The organism is Micromonospora inaquosa (assembly GCF_003857055.1).
Classification (GTDB): domain Bacteria; phylum Actinomycetota; class Actinomycetes; order Mycobacteriales; family Micromonosporaceae; genus Micromonospora; species Micromonospora inaquosa.
The window spans coordinates 89020-104993 of record NZ_QGSZ01000190.1; the positions used below are offsets into that span (position 1 = coordinate 89020).

At 69.9% G+C, this 15974-nt stretch carries 18 protein-coding genes; 5 read left to right on the forward strand and 13 right to left on the reverse strand.

All coding sequences use genetic code 11. The features are described 5' to 3' along the window. Positions 1 to 9: 9 nt before the first annotated feature. The 4 genes from DLJ59_RS12505 to DLJ59_RS12520 are packed head-to-tail and all read right to left on the reverse strand — an operon-like array spanning position 10 to position 3583. Positions 10 to 651 (reverse strand): response regulator, encoded by a 642-nt coding sequence (locus DLJ59_RS12505; RefSeq protein ID WP_124772669.1) that lies wholly within the window; start codon positions 649 to 651, stop codon positions 10 to 12. Next, positions 648 to 1916, reverse strand: a complete 1269-nt coding sequence (locus DLJ59_RS12510; RefSeq protein ID WP_167493846.1) for a sensor histidine kinase — start codon at positions 1914 to 1916, stop codon at positions 648 to 650. Before DLJ59_RS12510 ends, DLJ59_RS12505 begins: the two co-directional genes overlap by 4 nt. Positions 1917 to 1927: 11 nt before the next feature. Then, on the reverse strand, positions 1928 to 2662 hold the full coding sequence (locus tag DLJ59_RS12515) for an ABC transporter permease (protein ID WP_124772671.1): 735 nt from the start codon (positions 2660 to 2662) through the stop codon (positions 1928 to 1930). Between the two features lie 12 nt (positions 2663 to 2674). Continuing rightward, positions 2675 to 3583, reverse strand: a complete 909-nt coding sequence (locus DLJ59_RS12520; protein WP_124772672.1) for an ABC transporter ATP-binding protein — start codon at positions 3581 to 3583, stop codon at positions 2675 to 2677. A 198-nt stretch (positions 3584 to 3781) separates the two neighbouring features. Here DLJ59_RS12520 and DLJ59_RS12525 point away from each other — a divergent pair, with 198 nt between their 5' ends. Then, complete coding sequence (locus tag DLJ59_RS12525; RefSeq protein WP_124772673.1) at positions 3782 to 4573, forward strand: EI24 domain-containing protein; 792 nt, start codon at positions 3782 to 3784, stop codon at positions 4571 to 4573. A 1-nt stretch (position 4574) separates the two neighbouring features. Then, positions 4575 to 5099: an O-acetyl-ADP-ribose deacetylase gene (locus DLJ59_RS12530; RefSeq protein ID WP_124772674.1), complete on the forward strand. Its 525-nt coding sequence runs from the start codon at positions 4575 to 4577 to the stop codon at positions 5097 to 5099. 297 nt (positions 5100 to 5396) lie between these two features. Here DLJ59_RS12530 and DLJ59_RS12535 read toward each other — a convergent pair whose 3' ends face one another. Continuing rightward, the gene (locus DLJ59_RS12535) at positions 5397 to 5951 is read right to left on the reverse strand and encodes an XRE family transcriptional regulator (protein ID WP_124772675.1); all 555 of its coding nucleotides are present in this window, start codon (positions 5949 to 5951) and stop codon (positions 5397 to 5399) included. Between the two features lie 371 nt (positions 5952 to 6322). Between DLJ59_RS12535 and DLJ59_RS12540 the strand changes: the two genes are divergently transcribed. Continuing rightward, complete coding sequence (locus DLJ59_RS12540; protein ID WP_124772676.1) at positions 6323 to 6628, forward strand: hypothetical protein; 306 nt, start codon at positions 6323 to 6325, stop codon at positions 6626 to 6628. Then, complete coding sequence (locus DLJ59_RS12545) at positions 6625 to 6900, forward strand: hypothetical protein (RefSeq protein WP_124772677.1); 276 nt, start codon at positions 6625 to 6627, stop codon at positions 6898 to 6900. The genes DLJ59_RS12540 and DLJ59_RS12545 overlap by 4 nt, the downstream gene beginning before the upstream one ends. Here the strand turns inward: DLJ59_RS12545 and DLJ59_RS12550 are convergent, their stop codons facing one another. The 8 genes from DLJ59_RS12550 to DLJ59_RS12585 form a co-directional block, all read right to left on the reverse strand. Further along, entirely contained in the window at positions 6901 to 7797 is an 897-nt protein-coding gene (locus DLJ59_RS12550; protein WP_124772678.1) for a GNAT family N-acetyltransferase, read from the reverse strand. A gap of 1 nt (position 7798) precedes the next feature. Then, the gene (locus DLJ59_RS12555) at positions 7799 to 8212 is read right to left on the reverse strand and encodes a RidA family protein (protein ID WP_124772679.1); all 414 of its coding nucleotides are present in this window, start codon (positions 8210 to 8212) and stop codon (positions 7799 to 7801) included. A 57-nt stretch (positions 8213 to 8269) separates the two neighbouring features. Further along, positions 8270 to 9277, reverse strand: coding sequence for a LacI family DNA-binding transcriptional regulator (locus DLJ59_RS12560; RefSeq protein WP_124772680.1), 1008 nt, complete (start codon positions 9275 to 9277; stop codon positions 8270 to 8272). 20 nt (positions 9278 to 9297) lie between these two features. Next, positions 9298 to 10677, reverse strand: coding sequence for a GH1 family beta-glucosidase (locus tag DLJ59_RS12565; RefSeq protein ID WP_124772681.1), 1380 nt, complete (start codon positions 10675 to 10677; stop codon positions 9298 to 9300). Further along, positions 10674 to 11507, reverse strand: coding sequence for a carbohydrate ABC transporter permease (locus DLJ59_RS12570; RefSeq protein WP_124772682.1), 834 nt, complete (start codon positions 11505 to 11507; stop codon positions 10674 to 10676). The genes DLJ59_RS12565 and DLJ59_RS12570 overlap by 4 nt, the downstream gene beginning before the upstream one ends. Next, the gene (locus DLJ59_RS12575; RefSeq protein ID WP_124772683.1) at positions 11504 to 12502 is read right to left on the reverse strand and encodes a carbohydrate ABC transporter permease; all 999 of its coding nucleotides are present in this window, start codon (positions 12500 to 12502) and stop codon (positions 11504 to 11506) included. The genes DLJ59_RS12570 and DLJ59_RS12575 overlap by 4 nt, the downstream gene beginning before the upstream one ends. Positions 12503 to 12571: 69 nt before the next feature. Beyond that, on the reverse strand, positions 12572 to 13876 hold the full coding sequence (locus DLJ59_RS12580; RefSeq protein ID WP_124772684.1) for an ABC transporter substrate-binding protein: 1305 nt from the start codon (positions 13874 to 13876) through the stop codon (positions 12572 to 12574). A gap of 183 nt (positions 13877 to 14059) precedes the next feature. Then, on the reverse strand, positions 14060 to 14818 hold the full coding sequence (locus DLJ59_RS12585) for a maleylpyruvate isomerase family mycothiol-dependent enzyme (RefSeq protein ID WP_124772685.1): 759 nt from the start codon (positions 14816 to 14818) through the stop codon (positions 14060 to 14062). Between the two features lie 69 nt (positions 14819 to 14887). Between DLJ59_RS12585 and DLJ59_RS12590 the strand changes: the two genes are divergently transcribed. Beyond that, on the forward strand, positions 14888 to 15970 hold the full coding sequence (locus tag DLJ59_RS12590; RefSeq protein ID WP_208648656.1) for a UDP-N-acetylmuramate dehydrogenase: 1083 nt from the start codon (positions 14888 to 14890) through the stop codon (positions 15968 to 15970). The last annotated feature ends 4 nt before the right edge of the window (positions 15971 to 15974 follow it).

Consider the following 15974-nt stretch of genomic DNA (forward strand, 5'->3'; position numbering starts at 1 on the left):
CGGTGCCGCTCACCGCCCGCCGGGCGTCAGCAACCCCCTGTCGTACGCGGTGGCCACGGCGGCAGCCCGGTCATTGACCCCGAGCTTGGCGTACAGGTGCAGCAGGTGCGTCTTGACGGTGGCCTCGCTGATGAACAGGCGGGCCGCCGCCTCCCGGTTGGAGGCGCCCCGGGCCACCAGGGTGAGCACTTCAAGCTCCCGTTGACTGAGCGGCTCCTCGGCGGGAGCGCGCAGCCGGCCCATCAGCCGGCCGGCGACGCTCGGCGCGAGCACCGACTCACCCCGGGCCGCCGCCCGTACCGCGCGCACCAGATCCTCCCGGGGTGTGTCCTTGAGCAGGTAACCAGTCGCACCGGCCTCGATCGCGGGCAGCACGTCCGCGTCCGTGTCGTAGGTGGTCAGCACCAGCACCCGGGCGGCGCTGCCGGCGCGAGCCAGCCTGCCGATGGCTGTCACCCCGTCCATGCCGGGCATCCGCAGGTCCATCAGCACCACGTCCGGCCGCAGCGTCGCGACCAGCGCCAACGCCTCCGAGCCGTCCGCCGCCTCACCGACCACCTCGAAATCGCTGTCGCCGGTGAACATCCCCCGCAGCCCGTCCCGCACCACCGGGTGATCGTCGACGATCAGCAGTCGTACCGGGGCGGTCAACCGGCACCTCCGGGTAGCGCGGGGACGGACGCCGAGATGGCGGTGCCGCTGCCCGGCTCGGATTCGACTGCCAACTCGCCACCGACCCGGGTCACCCGCTGCCGCATGGCGGTCAGCCCGTACCCGCTGCCCGGCTCGCGGGGTGCCGGCTGGCCGGTGACCTCGAAGCCGGCCCCGTCGTCGCGTACGTCCAGGGTGACCACGTCCGCCATGTACGACAGGGTCAGCCCGACCCGTGAGGCGGCGGCGTGCCGGGCCACGTTGGCCAGCGCCTCCTGGGCGGCCCGCAGCAGGGTCACCTCGATCTCCGGGTGCAGCGGGCGGGGGTTGCCGGTGGTGGCCACCTTGGCCCGTACCCCGTTCAGGGCCGACCAGCGCCCACCCAGCTCGACGAGGGCGTCCGGTAGCCGGGCCGTCTCCAACGGTTCCGGACGGACCGCCTGTACCGAGCGGCGGGCCTCGGTGAGGCTCTCCCGGGCCAGCGCGAGCGCGTTGTCGACGTGCCGGCGCCAGTCGGCGGACCGGTCGCGGGTCTGCTCGGCCGCTTCCAGTTGGGTGATGATGCCGGTCAACCCCTGGGCCAGGGTGTCGTGGATCTCCCGTGCCATCCGTTGCCGCTCGTCCAGCACGCCGGCCTCCCGTGCCTGGGTCAGCAGTTGGGCGTGCAGCCCAGCGTTCTCACTGACCGTCTCGGTGAGTTGGCGGTTGGCCTCGCCGAGTTCCGCCACCAACCGCTTGCGTTTGGCGTCCTCCTGCTCGGCGACCATCGCGAACCAGGTCACCGAGCCGGCCACCACCAGGTTGAAGAGCGCCAGCAGCAGCCAGAGTGGCCAGTGCGAGATCGCTACTGCCAGACCACCGCCCTGAGAGGTGGCCACGAGGACGGCCGTGGCGACCACCCCGGCGATCCGCAAGCGCCCGGGCAGCACCGGAAAGGCGTGCAGGTAACCGATCCAGGCGAAGAAGCCGTACCACGGATTGGCTACGACCAGCACGGCGGCGAACGTGAGCAGGCCGGCGTAGTAGACGGCCATCAGTTTGAGGCGGCTCTGCCAGCCGGGGTGCACTGTGACGAACCAGGCAACCCAGCATCCGGCCGCCGCGGCGATGGCCAGTGTGGGCAGCGTCGCAAGGCTGCCGGGTGGCTGTGCGACGACGGCCAGCAGGGTGCCCAGAGCCAGCCCGCCATAGGGCAGTACGCGATAGAGGCTCGCCTCGCGCGCCCGCCACGTGGTCAGACGGTCGTGCCCACCGCTGCTGGTCATCGGATCCCCGCTCACTCCCAACGGAACAGTTTCGCCGCGCCGGCGCCGGCCGCCACGGCGATCACCGCCATTATCCCCAGGTGTAGCGGCTGCGGCGGGGTGCCGGTCCAGGCATCGAGGAGCGCCTGCACCCCGGGTGGTGTGTAGTCACCGATCCGCGCCACGAAGTCCGGGAGCAGGAACCGGGGGAGGTAGACCCCGCCGAAGAACATGACGACCAGGAACAGCGGCACAGCCAGGGCCTGCGCTGCCTTCGCTGTCCTGGCGACGGCGGCGACCAGTAGGCCGAGTGCCAGCAGCGCCGCCGTGCCGAGGATGAACGCCAGCGTGAAGCCGAGCGGGTGCCGCGGGAACGGCACCCCGAACGCCAGCCGGGCGACCAGGATGAGCAGCAGCGCGCTGGCCAGGATCCCGGCCAGGGCCAACACCAGTTGGGCGGCGAGCAGCGCGGCCGGGTGCGCCGGGGTGGTCGCCAGCCGGCGCAGCACCCCGCGTTCCCGGTAGGTGGCCAGCACGGAGGGCAGCATGTTCACCCCGACCATGGCGAGGGTGACCACCAACAGCGACGGGGCGAAGTAGCTGACGAAGGTCTGCCCGTCGAAGGTCGGATCGGGCTTGCGGAGCGCGGGGACCAGCCCCAGCACCACCAGGATCAGGGTGGGTAGCCCGACGGTGGTGAGCAGCGTCGGCAGGTCCCGCAGGTAGAGCCGCGCCTCGATCCTCAGGATGTTGCGGAAGGCGTGCATGCTGGCTCCCTCTCAGTTGGCGGGCCGGTGCCCGGTCAGCTCGACGAAGGCGTCGTCGAGGGTGGACTGCTCCAGCCGCAGGTCCGCAGCGACGATCTGGTGACGGGCGAGCACCGAGGTGACCGCGTGCAGCAACTCACCGGTGCCGGTCACCACCACCTGGCTGCCGGTTCGCTGCACAGCGGACACCTCGGGCAGGTCGGTGAGGAGCCGGTCGTCGACCGGAGCCGAGGGCCGGAACCGGATCCGCTGCTGCGGAGCCACCGTCGACACCATGCCCGCCGGGCTGTCCAGGGCGACCACCCGACCCCGGTCGATCACCGCGACCCGGTCGCAGAGCCGCTCGGCCTCCTCCATGAAGTGGGTGACCAGCACGATCGTCACCCCGCTGTCGCGGACCTGTTCGATGAGGCCCCAGGTGTCCCGGCGGGCCTGCGGGTCCAGCCCGGTGGTCAGCTCGTCCAGGATGGCGATCTCCGGGTTGCCCACCAGGGCCAGCGCGATGGAGAGCCGCTGCTTCTGACCGCCGGAGAGCAACTTGTACGCGGTGTTCCGCTTGTCGCCGAGACCCAGCTTGTCGATCAATGTGGCCGGGTCGGCCGGGTTGCGGTAGAACGACGCGTACAACTCCAACGCCTCGGCCACCCGCAGCCGGTCCGGCAATTGGCTCTCCTGGAGTTGCACCCCGACCCGCTGGCGTAGCTGGGCCGCGTCCCGGCGGGGGTCGAGCCCGAGGACCGACACCCCGCCCCCGTCGGGGACGCGCAGCCCGGCGACACACTCCACGGTGGTGGTCTTGCCGGCGCCGTTCGGGCCGAGGACACCGAAGATCTCCCCGGCCTCGACCGCGAACGACACGTCGTCCACCGCCACCAGGTCGCCGTATCGCTTGTGCAGTTTGGTCACCTCGATGACCGGCATGGTGCCGCCTTCCGTCGCTGGCCTCGTACCCCTCAAGGGTTGTCGAGGTGGCCCGGCGGCGAATCGACCGGTCGGCGATGATCACCGGCGGACCCGGTTGATCACATTCATCCGTCAACCGGTTGATGCGCAACGTGAGGAGTCGCTGCTAACGCTCCGCCCGGCGGATTCGATGACCGCTCGTTAGGCTGCTCGATCGTGGACGTCAGCAGAATCGCCAGCCCGGTGACCGGGGTCGTCGGACGTTTCCTCGCCGGGGCTGGGCTGCTCCTGCGCGGGTTGGGCCTCTACGTCCGCAGCCCGGGGCTGATGCTGCTCGGCATCGTGCCGGCGCTGATCTCCGGCGCGCTCTTCCTGGCCGCGCTCGGCACGCTGGTGTACTTCGTGGACGATTTCGCCGCGCTGGTCACCCCGTTCGCCGACGACTGGTCGAAGACCGCGCGCAGCCTGGTCCGGGTGATCGCCGGGCTGGCCTTCCTGGGGCTCGGTGGCCTGCTCGGCGTGCTCACCTTCACCGCTGTCACCCTGGTCATCGGCGACCCGTTCTACGAGAAGATCTCCGAGCAGGTCGAGCAGCGGTACGGCGGCACGCAGGGCGCGGTGGACGTGCCCTTCTGGTCGTCGCTGCGTCGCAGCCTCGCCGACTCGGTACGCCTGGTGGCGCTCACGGCGCTGGTCGGCATCCCTCTCTTCCTGGCCGGTTTCATCCCGGTGGTCGGCCAGACCGTCGTCCCGGTGATCGGGGCGGCCGTGGGCGGCTGGTTCCTCGCCGTGGAGCTGGTCGGTGCGCCGTTCTACCGGCGCGGGATGCGGCTGCCGCAGCGCCGGACGATCCTGAAGGCCGACCGGCCCACCGCGCTCGGCTTCGGAGTGGCGGTCTTCCTCTGCTTCCTGATTCCGCTCGGCGCCGTGCTGATCATGCCGGCCGCGGTCGCCGGTGCCACCCTGCTGGCCCGCCGCTCGTTGGGCCAGTCGATCGAGGGGAGCTGACATGGAGGTCACCCTGGTCGAGGGGGACATCACCACCCAGCGGGTGGACGCCATCGTGAACGCCGCGAACTCGTCCCTGCTCGGCGGCGGCGGGGTCGACGGCGCCATCCACCGGCGCGGCGGGCCCGCCATCCTGGCCGAGTGCCGGGCGCTGCGGGCGTCCCGCTACGGCAAGGGCCTGCCCACCGGTCAGGCGGTGGCGACCACCGCAGGGGAACTACCGGCCCGCTGGGTGATCCACACCGTTGGGCCGGTCTGGTCGGCCACTAAGGACCGGTCGGCGCTGCTGCGCGACTGTTACGCCAACAGTCTCGCGGTCGCCGACGAGCTGGGCGCTACCACCGTGGCGTTTCCACTGATCTCCGCCGGCATCTACGGCTGGCCGGTCGACGACGCGGTCGGTCAGGCGCTGGCGGTGCTGCGCGCGGCCACCCCAGCGGCCGTCACCGAGGCCCGTCTGGTGCTCTTCGGCCCTGACGCCTATGCCACCGCGCGCCAGGTGATCGGGGAGCGACCCTCCCCGTGATCACTTGCCTTCGCCGTGATCACTTGATGCTGAGTAGTCCAACACCCGCGCTGCCGCGTCGATCATGGAGTTGTGGTGGGTAACAAAAAGCCCGTGTCGCACCAAAAAAGGCACCATAACGCCATGATCGACGAGGTTGGGCTGCGCCCGCTCCGCGATCTTGCACTTTCTGTTGCGAGATAGGGGGCATTTCGCGCATTCCGGCGACAGGAACTGCAAGATCGGCGCACGCCGGGGGAGATCGCTAACGAAATCCCGGAATACCGATCAGGTCATCGTGACTGCGGGACGGTGCGCCTACGCCGCCCGTGCGTCATCCCACAGGGACTCGAAGTGCTCCACGTAACGATCAAACGGACCGCCGGCTTCCCGGCGTCGGAAGTGCATCGTTACCGAGTCCTGCCCCAGTCCCGCGCCGATGTGCGTAGCGACAATCGCCTCGTCATCGAAGACCCAGACGGACATGGCAACGTGCCGTTCTGACATTCGGGCGGCAAGGGGTTCCGGAGACTTCGCGATCTCTGCCTGGGTCATGGCGATGCGGGTCGCGAGTGTGAGGGGAGTTGCCTCGATACGCTCTCGCGCCGTAGTGACCTCGCCGCCAGGGTCGCCGAGGAGGAAACGCACGTCGGCGCCGTTCTGTGCCTTCGCGCTGAGCGTGGTGGCGGCGTTGGGGACCTCAAGCCATACGAAGTAACTCGTGTATCCGCCGAACCACAACCTGGTACCCGCTTTGTCGATCAATTCGCGGAACAGCGAACGCGGAAGGTCCGATCGGCGCGCGTACATGCCGACCAACTCACGGTCTGAACCGACCTTGACAGCGCGGCGGACGACTTCGGGCCATAGCACCTCTACATCCTGACCCAACACCCCCGCAGCCCGCATCCGGGAGCGAGGGTGAGGAGTGCGGCCTCTGCTGATCCACCGCTCAACCGTCTTCGGGTCCACCCCGCACTTCTCAGCGAGGTCAGCAACGGTCAGGCCCGTCGATCGTAGAGCGTGTCCGAGGGTGTCGTTTCGCGTCATCGTAAGGGGACCTTTCCTAGACGTCCCCGATGGTCGCACACGGACGGTGCAGGCGTCCGATACGCGCTGAGACCGTGCAGTTGAGCAGTACCGCTGGTGGAGGCGACGCCCGGCGGCGGTGCTAGCCACCCAGGGCCGCCACTTGGGCGAGAACTCAGTGTGGCCCCTCCTAACGATCAGAGAGGAAGGCATCGATGGGTGGCCGGGTGAGGGGATCTGCGCGGGAGGTGAAGTCGGGCGACGTGTTGCACCTGACCCGCGCGGCGAGTGTGCAGTTCCTCCGGCCGATCTTCGTCCGCGTGATCCGGCTTCCCGACTGGGTGACGTATGACGGCTGGCTCTGGATTGAGGGCTACGAGCTGGGCCCGAAGGGCGAGGCGGTCGTACGGCGGTCGCTGTTCGTGCAGACGGCGGGGCTGATCTGGCAGGACCCTCCGCTGCCAGCCGCCCGGCCGACGGCCCGCCAGCAGGTACGCCGTGGACCGGTGAGGGTCGGATGACCGCCCGCCCTCGGCCGCACCTGCCGATGCGCCCCGCGTGGCTGTGTCGCAACTGCGCTGCGCCTTGGCCCTGCGGTCCGGCTCAACTCGACCTCATTGTCGAGTTCTACGGTCACTCGATCGCTCTGGCGTTCTACCTGGCCTCGTCGATGCAAGAGGCCGTCGACGACATGTTCGCCCTGGGTGGTCGCCCGGATCCCGCCGTGCTGCACACCCGCTTCCTCGGGTGGCTGTCCCTGGCCCGCCGATCGGCCGGGCAGGGTGATTCGTGATCAGGTCAGGTCGGCCAGGCAGGACCACTCGGCTGCCACCGGGCGGTAGCCCAGCCGGGTGTTGATGGCGAGCATCGGTCCGTTCGCCTCGTCGTTCGAGGTGTACGCGACGCGCACGCCGTTCGCGGCGGCCCGGTGCAGCGCCGCCGCCTTGGCGAGCCGGGCCAGCCCTCGGCCGCGGTACGCCGGGAGGCTGCCGGTGAAGTCCGACCACATCCGGTCCCCGTCCCGCTTCACCAGGCTGAACGCGGCCACCTCCCCGTCGACTTCGACGGCGGTGCTGGCATCCTTGTCCAGGCCCAGGTTGTCCCAGACGTCGTACAGCCAGCTCTCGTAGCTGATCGAGTCGACCGGTACGTCGCCCGGCTCGTCCAGCGCCGCGGCCACGTCCGCCGCGTAGAGGCGGTGCGGGTCCAGTTCCGCGATCTGGCGCAGTCGTACGCCTGGGGGCGGCTCCGGCAGCGCGGGTGCCGGATTCAGGTCGAGCGCTGAGAAGCGCAGCTCACGACTGGGCTCGTAGCCGTGCCGACGGGCGAACGGCAGCGCGTTCGGCTGGGCGAAGGCGCGGAGCCGGTGGACGCCCAGCGGAACGAGGTGACCTGTCGCGGTCGTCAGCAGCGCGGCGCCGATGCCGCGCCGCCGGTGCTCCGGGTGGACGTGCAGGAGGTTGATGTCACCGAACCCGGCCGCCGAGGTCGAGGTGTTTCGTTGGGCCGTCACCCATCCGACGACCTGGGCATCGACCTCGGCCACGAAGGCGACCCAGTCCCTTCCCGGTATTGGCTCAGCGATCATTTTTCTGGTCGACTCGACCCCGCGCACCTGGTACGGGTAGACCATCGCCCGCAGGGCCACCACGCCCGGGGCGTCATCCGGCTGCGCCACTCGGATCCGCATGTCAGGCCCCCATCCGTACGGCGGCGATGGCCTCGACCTCGACGAGTTGGTCGGTGTAGCCGAGCACGGACACCCCGAGCAGGGTGCTGGGCGGGTCGTGGTCGCCGAAGAAGTCCCGTACCACCTCCCAGGCGGTCACCAGATCAGCCTGTCGCGACGACGCCACGTAGACCGTGGTCTTGACGACGTCGGTCAGCCGCGCACCGGCCGCGTCGAGAGCGGTCGCCAGGTTCGTCATCACCTGCCGGGCCTGCGCAGCGTGATCGCCCGGCGCAACCGTGCGCCCCTCGGCGTCGAGCGGGCACGCCCCGGCGGTGAACACCAACCGGGCAGGTGACTCGACGGTGGCCGCGTACGCGTACTCGGCTGCGTCGGAAAGGGCGGGGACGTGCAGCAGCGCGACAGGATCCGGCATGTCGGCGAGGCTAACCATGATCGCCCGCCCGAGCGACGCATTAACCGCCCGGCGCGGTCAGGCGGAGGCGCGGCGGATCAGCTCGGTGGGGAGCATGACCGCCTGCTCGATGGTCTCCCCGGCGGCCAGCCGGAGCAGTTGGCGGGTCATCCGGCGGCCGAGCTCCACGATCGGCTGCCGGACGGTGGTCAGCGGCGGCTCGGTGTAGGCGGCGGTCTCGATGTCGTCGAAGCCGACCACCGCCACGTCCTCCGGCACCCGCCGACCAGCCTCGCGCAGCGTCCGCAGGGCGGCGTGCGCCATCAGGTCGGAGGCGGCGAAGACGCCGTCGAGGTCGGGATGCTCGGTGAGCAGGTGGCGCATCGCCGCCGACCCGGATTCCCGGGTGAAGTCACCGATGGCGATCAGCTCGGGCAGACCCGCGTCGGCGACAGTGCTGCGGTAGCCGCTGAGCCGTTCGATCCCGGCGACCATGTCCTGTGGTCCGGCGATGGTCGCGATCCGTCGACGACCGCTGTCGATCATGTGCCGGACGGCTGCGGTCACCCCGGCCACGTGGTCGACGTCGACGTACGGAACTGGCACGTCGCCGAGTGGCCGGCCGCTGACCACCACCGGGATGCCGAGTCGGGCCAGCGTGCCGGGCAGCGGGTCGGCACCGTGCAGCGACGCGAAGAGCACGCCGTCGACGTGCCGACCGGTGGTGTACCGCTCGACCCGCTGGTGCCCGGCCGGCGAGCCGGCGAGCATCAGCACCAGTTGCTTGTCGGCCGCCTCCAGCTCCTGGCTGACGCCCCGGATGATGCCGGGGAAGACCTGGTCGTCGGAGAAGACCCGGGTGGCCGCCTCCGGCATGACCAGGGCGATCGAGTCGGTGCGCTGGGTGACCAGGCTGCGCGCGGCGAGGTTGGGGACGTACCCCAACTCGGCGACCGCCCGGGTGACCGCCTCGCGGATCGGCTCGGCGACGGTCGTGGAGCCGTTGACCACCCGGGACACGGTGGCGCGGGAAACCCCGGCCCGGGCTGCCACCGCTTCGAGCGTCGGCCGCTGCGCCGTCGTCATCGCGCCTTTCCCCCCGCTCGTCACAGCCCGTTCCGGGAGATCACCTCCTGGTACCACCGGGCGCTGGCCTTCGGTGTGCGCCGCTGGGTCAGGTAATCGACGTGCACGATTCCGAACCGTTTGCGGTAACCTTCCGCCCACTCGAAGTTGTCCAGGAATGACCATACGAGATAACCACGCAGGTCCACGCCCCGGGAGATCGCCTCGTGCGCCGCACGGAGGTGCCCGTCGAGGTAGGCGATGCGATCGGTGTCGATCACCTGTGCCGGACCGTCGGGCGAGTCGGCGCCGGCCTTGTCGGGGAACGCCGCACCGTTCTCGGTGATCAGCAGCGGCACCCCGGGGTAGTCGGCGGCGATCCGCTCCAGCAGCCGGGTGAGACCGGCCGGCTCGATCATCCAACCCATGTCGGTGAGCGGCCCGGCCGGCGGCAGGAAGTGCACAGCGCCCTCGGTGCCCGGGTACGCGTCGTTACCGGCGCCGTCGGGGCGACCGGCCACGTAACTCGGGGCGTAGTAGTTGATGCCGAGCAGGTCGATCGGGGCGGCGATCAGTTTCTCGTCGCCGTCGCGGATGAACGTCGGCTCGACGATCCTGGACACGTGCTCGCGGACATCGTCCGGATAACCGCCGGCCAGCAGCGGGTCGAGGAAGATCCGGTTGTGCAGGCCGTCGACCAGGCGGACCGCGGCGGCGTCGGCCGCGCTCTGCGGGTCGGCCGGGCGCACGTCCGCGGGGTTGAGAGTGACGCCCACGCTGCGCGCGCCGGCCGCCCGCAACGCCCGCGCCGCCAGGCCGTGCCCCAACAGCAGATGGTGTACGGCGGTGAAGGCCGCCGCCGCATCCCGCTCACCCGGAGCGTGCACGCCGTTGGCGTAACCGAGGTAGGCCGAGCACCACGGCTCGTTGAGCGTGGTCCACACGTCGATCCGGTCGCCGAGGCGGGCGTACACGGCGGTGGCGTAGGTGGCGAAGTGTTCGGCGGTGTCCCGGTTGGTCCAGCCGCCCCGGTCACCGAGGGCCTGGGGCAGGTCCCAGTGGTAGAGCGTGACGATCGGGTCGATGCCCCGATCGAGCAGGGTGTCCGTGAGTCGGTCGTAGAAGTCCAGCCCACGGGGGTTGGCGGGACCGGTGCCGTCGGGCTGGATCCGGGGCCAGGCGACCGAGAACCGGTACGCCCGCAGGCCCAGCTCGGCCATCAGCGCCACATCGTCGGCGTACCGGTAATAGTGGTCGCAGGCGACGTCGCCGGTGTGGCCCTGGTACACCTTGCCCGGCGTGCGGCTGAAGGTGTCCCAGATGGACGGAGCGCGGCCGTCGTCGCGGGCCGCGCCCTCGATCTGGTACGCGGCGGTGGCCGCCCCCCACAGGAAGTGCTCGGGAAACCGGAGTTCTTTCACGCCTTGACCGCACCTTCCATGATCCCGCCGATGATCTGCCGACCGAACAACACGAAGACCAGTAGGAGGGGCAGCGTCGCGATCGCTGTCCCGGTGAACACCTGCGACATGTCCTGGTAGTACCCGTCTGACAGCGCCCGCAGGGAGAGCTGCACAGTGGGGTTCGCCGGATCGTTCAGTACAGCGTACGGCCACAGGAAGTCGTTCCAGGTGGTCATGAACGTGAGCAGGCCGAGTACGGCGGCGGCGGGGCGCAGCGCGGGCAGCACCACGTGCCACCAGATCCGGGCGGTGCCACAGCCGTCCATCCGGGCGGCCTCGATCAGTTCGTCGCTGATGGCCTGGCCCGCGTACTGCCGCATCATGAACACCCCGAACCCGGTGACCAGCACCGGCACGATCACCGCGGGCAGCCGGTCGTTCCAGTGCAGCTTGGTCATGAGCAGGTAGAGCGGGATCACGCCGAGCTGGGTCGGCACCATCATGGTCGCGATGATCACCAGCAGCAGGGCGTTGCGGCCACGGAACCGCAGCTTGGCGAAGGCGAACCCGGCCAGGCTGGAGAAGAACACCACGGAGATGGTGACCGTGCTGGCGACGATCACCGAGTTGATCAGACCGGTCGCGAAGTACGCGTCGGTGTTGTCGAACAGTCGGGCGATGTTCGCGCCCAGGTTGCCGCCGGGGGTGATCGGGGGCGGCAGTTGACCCATAGCATCGTTGGAGCGGCTGGCGACGACGAGCATCCACCAGATCGGAAAGATCGACAGGCCGGCCGCGACGATCAGGGCCAGGTAGGTGAGCGGGCTGGCCCGCCAGAGCCGGCTCATCGCGCCGCTCCCTTCCGTCCGTTGGGCCCCGAGCCGCCGCCGAGCCGGCGCAGGATCAGCACGTTGAGCACCGCGACGATCGCGATGAGTGCGAAGAGCAGCCAGGCCACCGCGGAGCCGTACCCGAAGTTGTAGTGCGGGGCGAACGCGTTCTCGAACATGTACATGGTCAGGGTCTGCGACTCACGCAGCGGTCCGCCGCGGATCGGGTTGGTGCCGGAGTGGAACATCCGGGGCTCGGTGAAGAGCTGCAACCCGCCGATGGTGGCGATGATGGTGCAGAAGATGATCGTCGGCTTGAGCAGTGGCACGGTGACCGACCAGAACTGTCGGACCCGGCTGGCGCCGTCGATCGCCGCGGCCTCGTACAGGTCTCGGGGGATGGCCTGCATCGCGGCCAGGAGGATCAGCGCGTTGTAGCCGGTCCACCGCCAGTCGACCATGGCGGAGATGGCCACCCAGGAGGCGAACCGGTTGGATTTCCAGCCGATCGCGTCCACCCCGACCAGGTCGAGCAGCCAGTTGATCATCCCGAACTCGCGGCCGAAGAGCACCCCGAAGACGATCGCCACCGCGGCCGTGGAGGTCACGTTGGGGACGAGCACCGCCATCCGCCAGCCGGTGCGGGCCCGCAGGCCCCGGTTGAGGAGGTTGGCCAGCCAGAGCGCGGCGAGCAGTTGCGGCACCGTGGAGATCACGAAGATGCCCAGCGTGTTCACCAGCGCGTGCCAGAAGTCCGTGTCGGCCAGCAGTCGGGTGTAGTTCTCCGCCCCGACGAACGGGTGGTTGGTGCCGAGCAGGTCCCAGTCGTGCAGCGAAACCCAGAAGGTGTACGCCAGCGGGTACGCCCCGAAGACGCCGAAGATCAGAAAGAAGGGGGCGATGTAGAGGTACGGCGAGAACCGGGTGTCGAGCCGGCTGAGCCGACCCCAGGAGGGGCGAGGGTTGTCGGCCTTCGGTGCGACCGGCGGGCGGGCGTCGAGCTGGACGGTCATGCCCGGGAACTCCTTTCGCCGTGCGGGCGGGGTACCGGTGACCGGGGCCCGCCCGCACGTTCGCTCGGGCTACTTGGCGGCGGCCTTCTTGGCGTTGGTCACCGCGTCCGTCCAGCCCTGCGCGGGGCTGCGCTGACCCAGCTCCACGGTCCGTACGGCGTTCTCCACCTCGGTCCGGACGGCCTGGTTCTTCGGGCCCATGTAGACCGGCTTCAGGCTCTTCGCGCCGCTGCCGAAGATCGAGCCGACCGGTGCCCCGGAAAAGTACGCGTTGGTCGCGCCAGTGATCGCCGGGTCGTCGAGCGCCTGCGGCGACGAGGGCAGCGGGCCCTTGGCCTTGAACGCGCCGATCTGGCCCTTGGCACTGGTCAGGAACTTGGCCAGCTCGATGGCCTCGGCCTGGTGCTTGCTCTGCTTGGGCACGGCGAGGTGCGATCCACCCCAGTTGCCGCCGTTGCCGGGCACCCGGGCGATGTCCCACTTGCCCTGGGCGGCCGTGCCCGCGTTGGCCTCGATGACGCCGGTCATCCAGGCGGGGCAGGCGATGGTCGCGAACTTCGACTGCTTGAAGGCGGAGACCCACTCTTCCGACCACGACCCGTACTTGCCGGAGAGGCCGGAATCGATGATGTCCATGGTGGTGTCCCACGCCTGCCGTACCGCCGGGTTGCTGTCGACGACCAGCTTCTCGCTGGTGTCGTAGTAGCTGTAGCCGTCGCTGTTGCCGGCGGTCTGCAACAGGATGGTGTTGAACGTGTTGGTGGCCGCGTCGAGGAAGGACGCCCCGGTCTTGGCTGCGACGAACTTCTCGCCGGTGGCGATGTAGTCCGGCCAGGTCGGCCAGAGCTTGGAGACCTCGTCGCGTTCGGTGGGCAGGCCGGCCTTTTCGAAGAGGTCCTTGCGGTAGCACATGGCGATGCCGCCGACGTCGGTGCCGAGGCCGATGAGCTGCTTGCCGTCGGCGGTCAGGCCGGCGTTCCACTTCCATTCGAGGAAGTTGCCCTTGAGGTCGGCGGCCCCGTGGTCCAGCAGGTTGACGAAGTTGCCGGGGTTGGCCTTGTACTCGACCATCAGCCCTTCCTCGATGGCCACCACGTCACCGGCGCCCCGACCGGCGGCGAGCCACTGGGTCAGCTTCGGCGAGTACTCGTCGAGGTTGGTGCCGGTGCCGCGTTCGACGATCTTCACGCCGGGGTTCGCGGCCATGTACTCCTGGTAGAGCTGCTCGTAGCCGAACTGGCCGAAGACGTCGACGGTCAGGGTGACCGGTCCGTCGCCCGGCTCGTCGCCGCCGCCGCAGCCAGCGGTGACGAGTAGGGCGGTGGTGGCGGCGAGGGCCACCGCGGCGAGGCGGCGGCGCGGGAGGACAGCCATGGGTTTCGACCTCTCTCAAGGCGGGCGGGTGGTGGCAGATGATTCTGAGAGCGCTCTCACGACAGGGTGGTGGGTCCTCGACCCGCTGTCAAGAGAGCGCTCTCTCGCCGTTCCGACCTCCACCCCGAAGCCGACGAGGGCGCCACCCCTACCGGGGTGACGCCCTCGTTCGTGGCACGTCCGTCAGTCGATGCGCAGACCGTCCAGCAGGGCGCTGTCGCCCACGACATCCAACGTCTCGAAGCTCACCCGCCCCCACAGTGCCAGGAGCAGATCGCTAGCGGTGCCGCTGACCTGGGCGCGGGCGTGGTGATCGTCGTGGTCGAAGATGGTCGCGGTGTCGAGCAGCGCCACCCCCTCGCCGCGCAGCCGCAGATACCACTCCTGAGCCGCGTCGGTAGCGCAGAGCTGCACCACCCCGTGCCAACTACCCGGCACCTGCCGCCGGCCCGCCGGAAGCCAGGTGTCCAGCACCTCGCTCACCCCGTCGGCCGCGAGCTTCGCCTCCACCGGGTCACCAGCAGCGATGGCGAGCTGCGCGTCCCAACGGTGCACAGCCGTCTCGTGCGCCATCCGACGCGGCCAGAAACCGGCTTTCTTCGGCTGCGGGGCCCAGTTCCACGCCGGCGCCTCCGGATCGAGCCCGTCAAAGACCGTCATCACCCGGTCGTAACCCTGCTGCCACAACTGGAGGGCGTTCACGCCCGGGTCGGCCTCCAGCTTCTCCCGGCGAGGCGGTCGACTGGTCTGGCCCGCTCCGGCGAACGACGAAACCCAGTGGTAGATGCCGGCCATGTGCAGCGTGAGGTCGTTGACCGTCCAGCCCGGACAGGACAGCACCGGTGTCTCCGGCGGTGCCTCGGCCACCGCCGCAGCGAAAGCCGGACCCTCCGTCCGAAGGGCCCCGATCCAGAAATCCTTGCTGCCCTGCAGTCTGCTCATCGCCATCCTCCCGGGGGTGCCGGGCGACCAGTGGGTGCCACGGCTAATTGTCAGCCTAAGGTGAAGGGCGTGCCAGACGCCTCCGCCCAGCCGACAACCGACGCCGATCGTGCCACCCCCGGTCCACTCGCCGGCTACACCACTCTACGAACGGGTGGGCCGGCAGAGCGGATCGTGGCCGCCGGCAATGCCGACGAGATCGTCCGGGCGGTCCAGGCCGCGGCGGAGCCGGTCCTGATCCTGGCCGGAGGCAGCAACGTGGTGATCGGCGACGCCGGCTTCCCCGGCACCGTCGTCCTGGTGCGCTCCCGTGGCCTGCGGGTCATCGCCGAAGACACCACCTCGGTCACCGTACGAGTCGACGCCGGCGAGCCGTGGGACGAGCTGGTCGCCACCACGGTCGCCAACGGCTGGGCCGGGCTGGAGTGCCTCTCCGGCATCCCCGGCTCGACCGGTGCCACCCCCATCCAGAACGTCGGCGCGTACGGCCAGGAGGTCGCCGAGACGATCACCGGCGTCGAGGTGTACGACCGGATCGAGGGCACCCGCCAGGTCATCCCCGCCGCCGACTGCGGCTTCGCCTACCGCGGCAGCATCTTCAAGTACGTGGACCGCTGGGTGGTGCTCTCGGTCGACTTCCGGCTCACCAGGTCCCCACTCTCCGGGCCGGTGCGCTACGCGGAGCTGGCCAGAGCCCTCGGTGTCGAGGTGGGCGACCAGGTGCCGCTGGCGGACGCCCGAGCAGTGGTGCTGCGGCTGCGTGCCGGCAAGGGGATGGTGCTCGACGCCAACGACCCGGACACTCGCTCGGTCGGCTCGTTCTTCACCAACCCGGTGCTCGACCGTGCGACGTACGAACAACTCCTGGAACGCTCCACCGAGCTGGGCGACCCGCCCGCCTGGCCCGGGGCGGACGGCCTGGTGAAGGTGAGCGCCGCCTGGCTGATCGACAAGGCCGGCTTCACCAAGGGTCACCCCGGCGAGGGTGGGGTGGCCATCTCCAGCAAGCACACCCTGGCGCTGACCAACCGCAGCGGCACCGCCCACACCGCTGACCTGCTCACCCTGGCCCGCACCATCCGCGACCAGGTCCACGCCCGCTTCGGCGTAACCCTGCACCCCGAGCCAGTCCTCATCAACTGCACCCTCTAAACCC

Bases quoted from the DNA above. Each gene is read 5' to 3' on its own strand.
- DLJ59_RS12510 (WP_167493846.1), bottom strand. From the start codon at position 1,916: ATGACCAGCAGCGGTGGGCACGACCGTCTGACCACGTGGCGGGCGCGC.
- DLJ59_RS12515 (WP_124772671.1), bottom strand. From the start codon at position 2,662: ATGCACGCCTTCCGCAACATCCTGAGGATCGAGGCGCGGCTCTACCTG.
- DLJ59_RS12520 (WP_124772672.1), bottom strand. From the start codon at position 3,583: ATGCCGGTCATCGAGGTGACCAAACTGCACAAGCGATACGGCGACCTG.
- DLJ59_RS12530 (WP_124772674.1), top strand. From the start codon at position 4,575: ATGGAGGTCACCCTGGTCGAGGGGGACATCACCACCCAGCGGGTGGAC.
- DLJ59_RS12540 (WP_124772676.1), top strand. From the start codon at position 6,323: ATGGGTGGCCGGGTGAGGGGATCTGCGCGGGAGGTGAAGTCGGGCGAC.
- DLJ59_RS12545 (WP_124772677.1), top strand. From the start codon at position 6,625: ATGACCGCCCGCCCTCGGCCGCACCTGCCGATGCGCCCCGCGTGGCTG.
- DLJ59_RS12550 (WP_124772678.1), bottom strand. From the start codon at position 7,797: ATGCGGATCCGAGTGGCGCAGCCGGATGACGCCCCGGGCGTGGTGGCC.
- DLJ59_RS12555 (WP_124772679.1), bottom strand. From the start codon at position 8,212: ATGCCGGATCCTGTCGCGCTGCTGCACGTCCCCGCCCTTTCCGACGCA.
- DLJ59_RS12560 (WP_124772680.1), bottom strand. From the start codon at position 9,277: ATGACGACGGCGCAGCGGCCGACGCTCGAAGCGGTGGCAGCCCGGGCC.
- DLJ59_RS12570 (WP_124772682.1), bottom strand. From the start codon at position 11,507: ATGAGCCGGCTCTGGCGGGCCAGCCCGCTCACCTACCTGGCCCTGATC.
- DLJ59_RS12575 (WP_124772683.1), bottom strand. From the start codon at position 12,502: ATGACCGTCCAGCTCGACGCCCGCCCGCCGGTCGCACCGAAGGCCGAC.
- DLJ59_RS12580 (WP_124772684.1), bottom strand. From the start codon at position 13,876: ATGGCTGTCCTCCCGCGCCGCCGCCTCGCCGCGGTGGCCCTCGCCGCC.
- DLJ59_RS12585 (WP_124772685.1), bottom strand. From the start codon at position 14,818: ATGAGCAGACTGCAGGGCAGCAAGGATTTCTGGATCGGGGCCCTTCGG.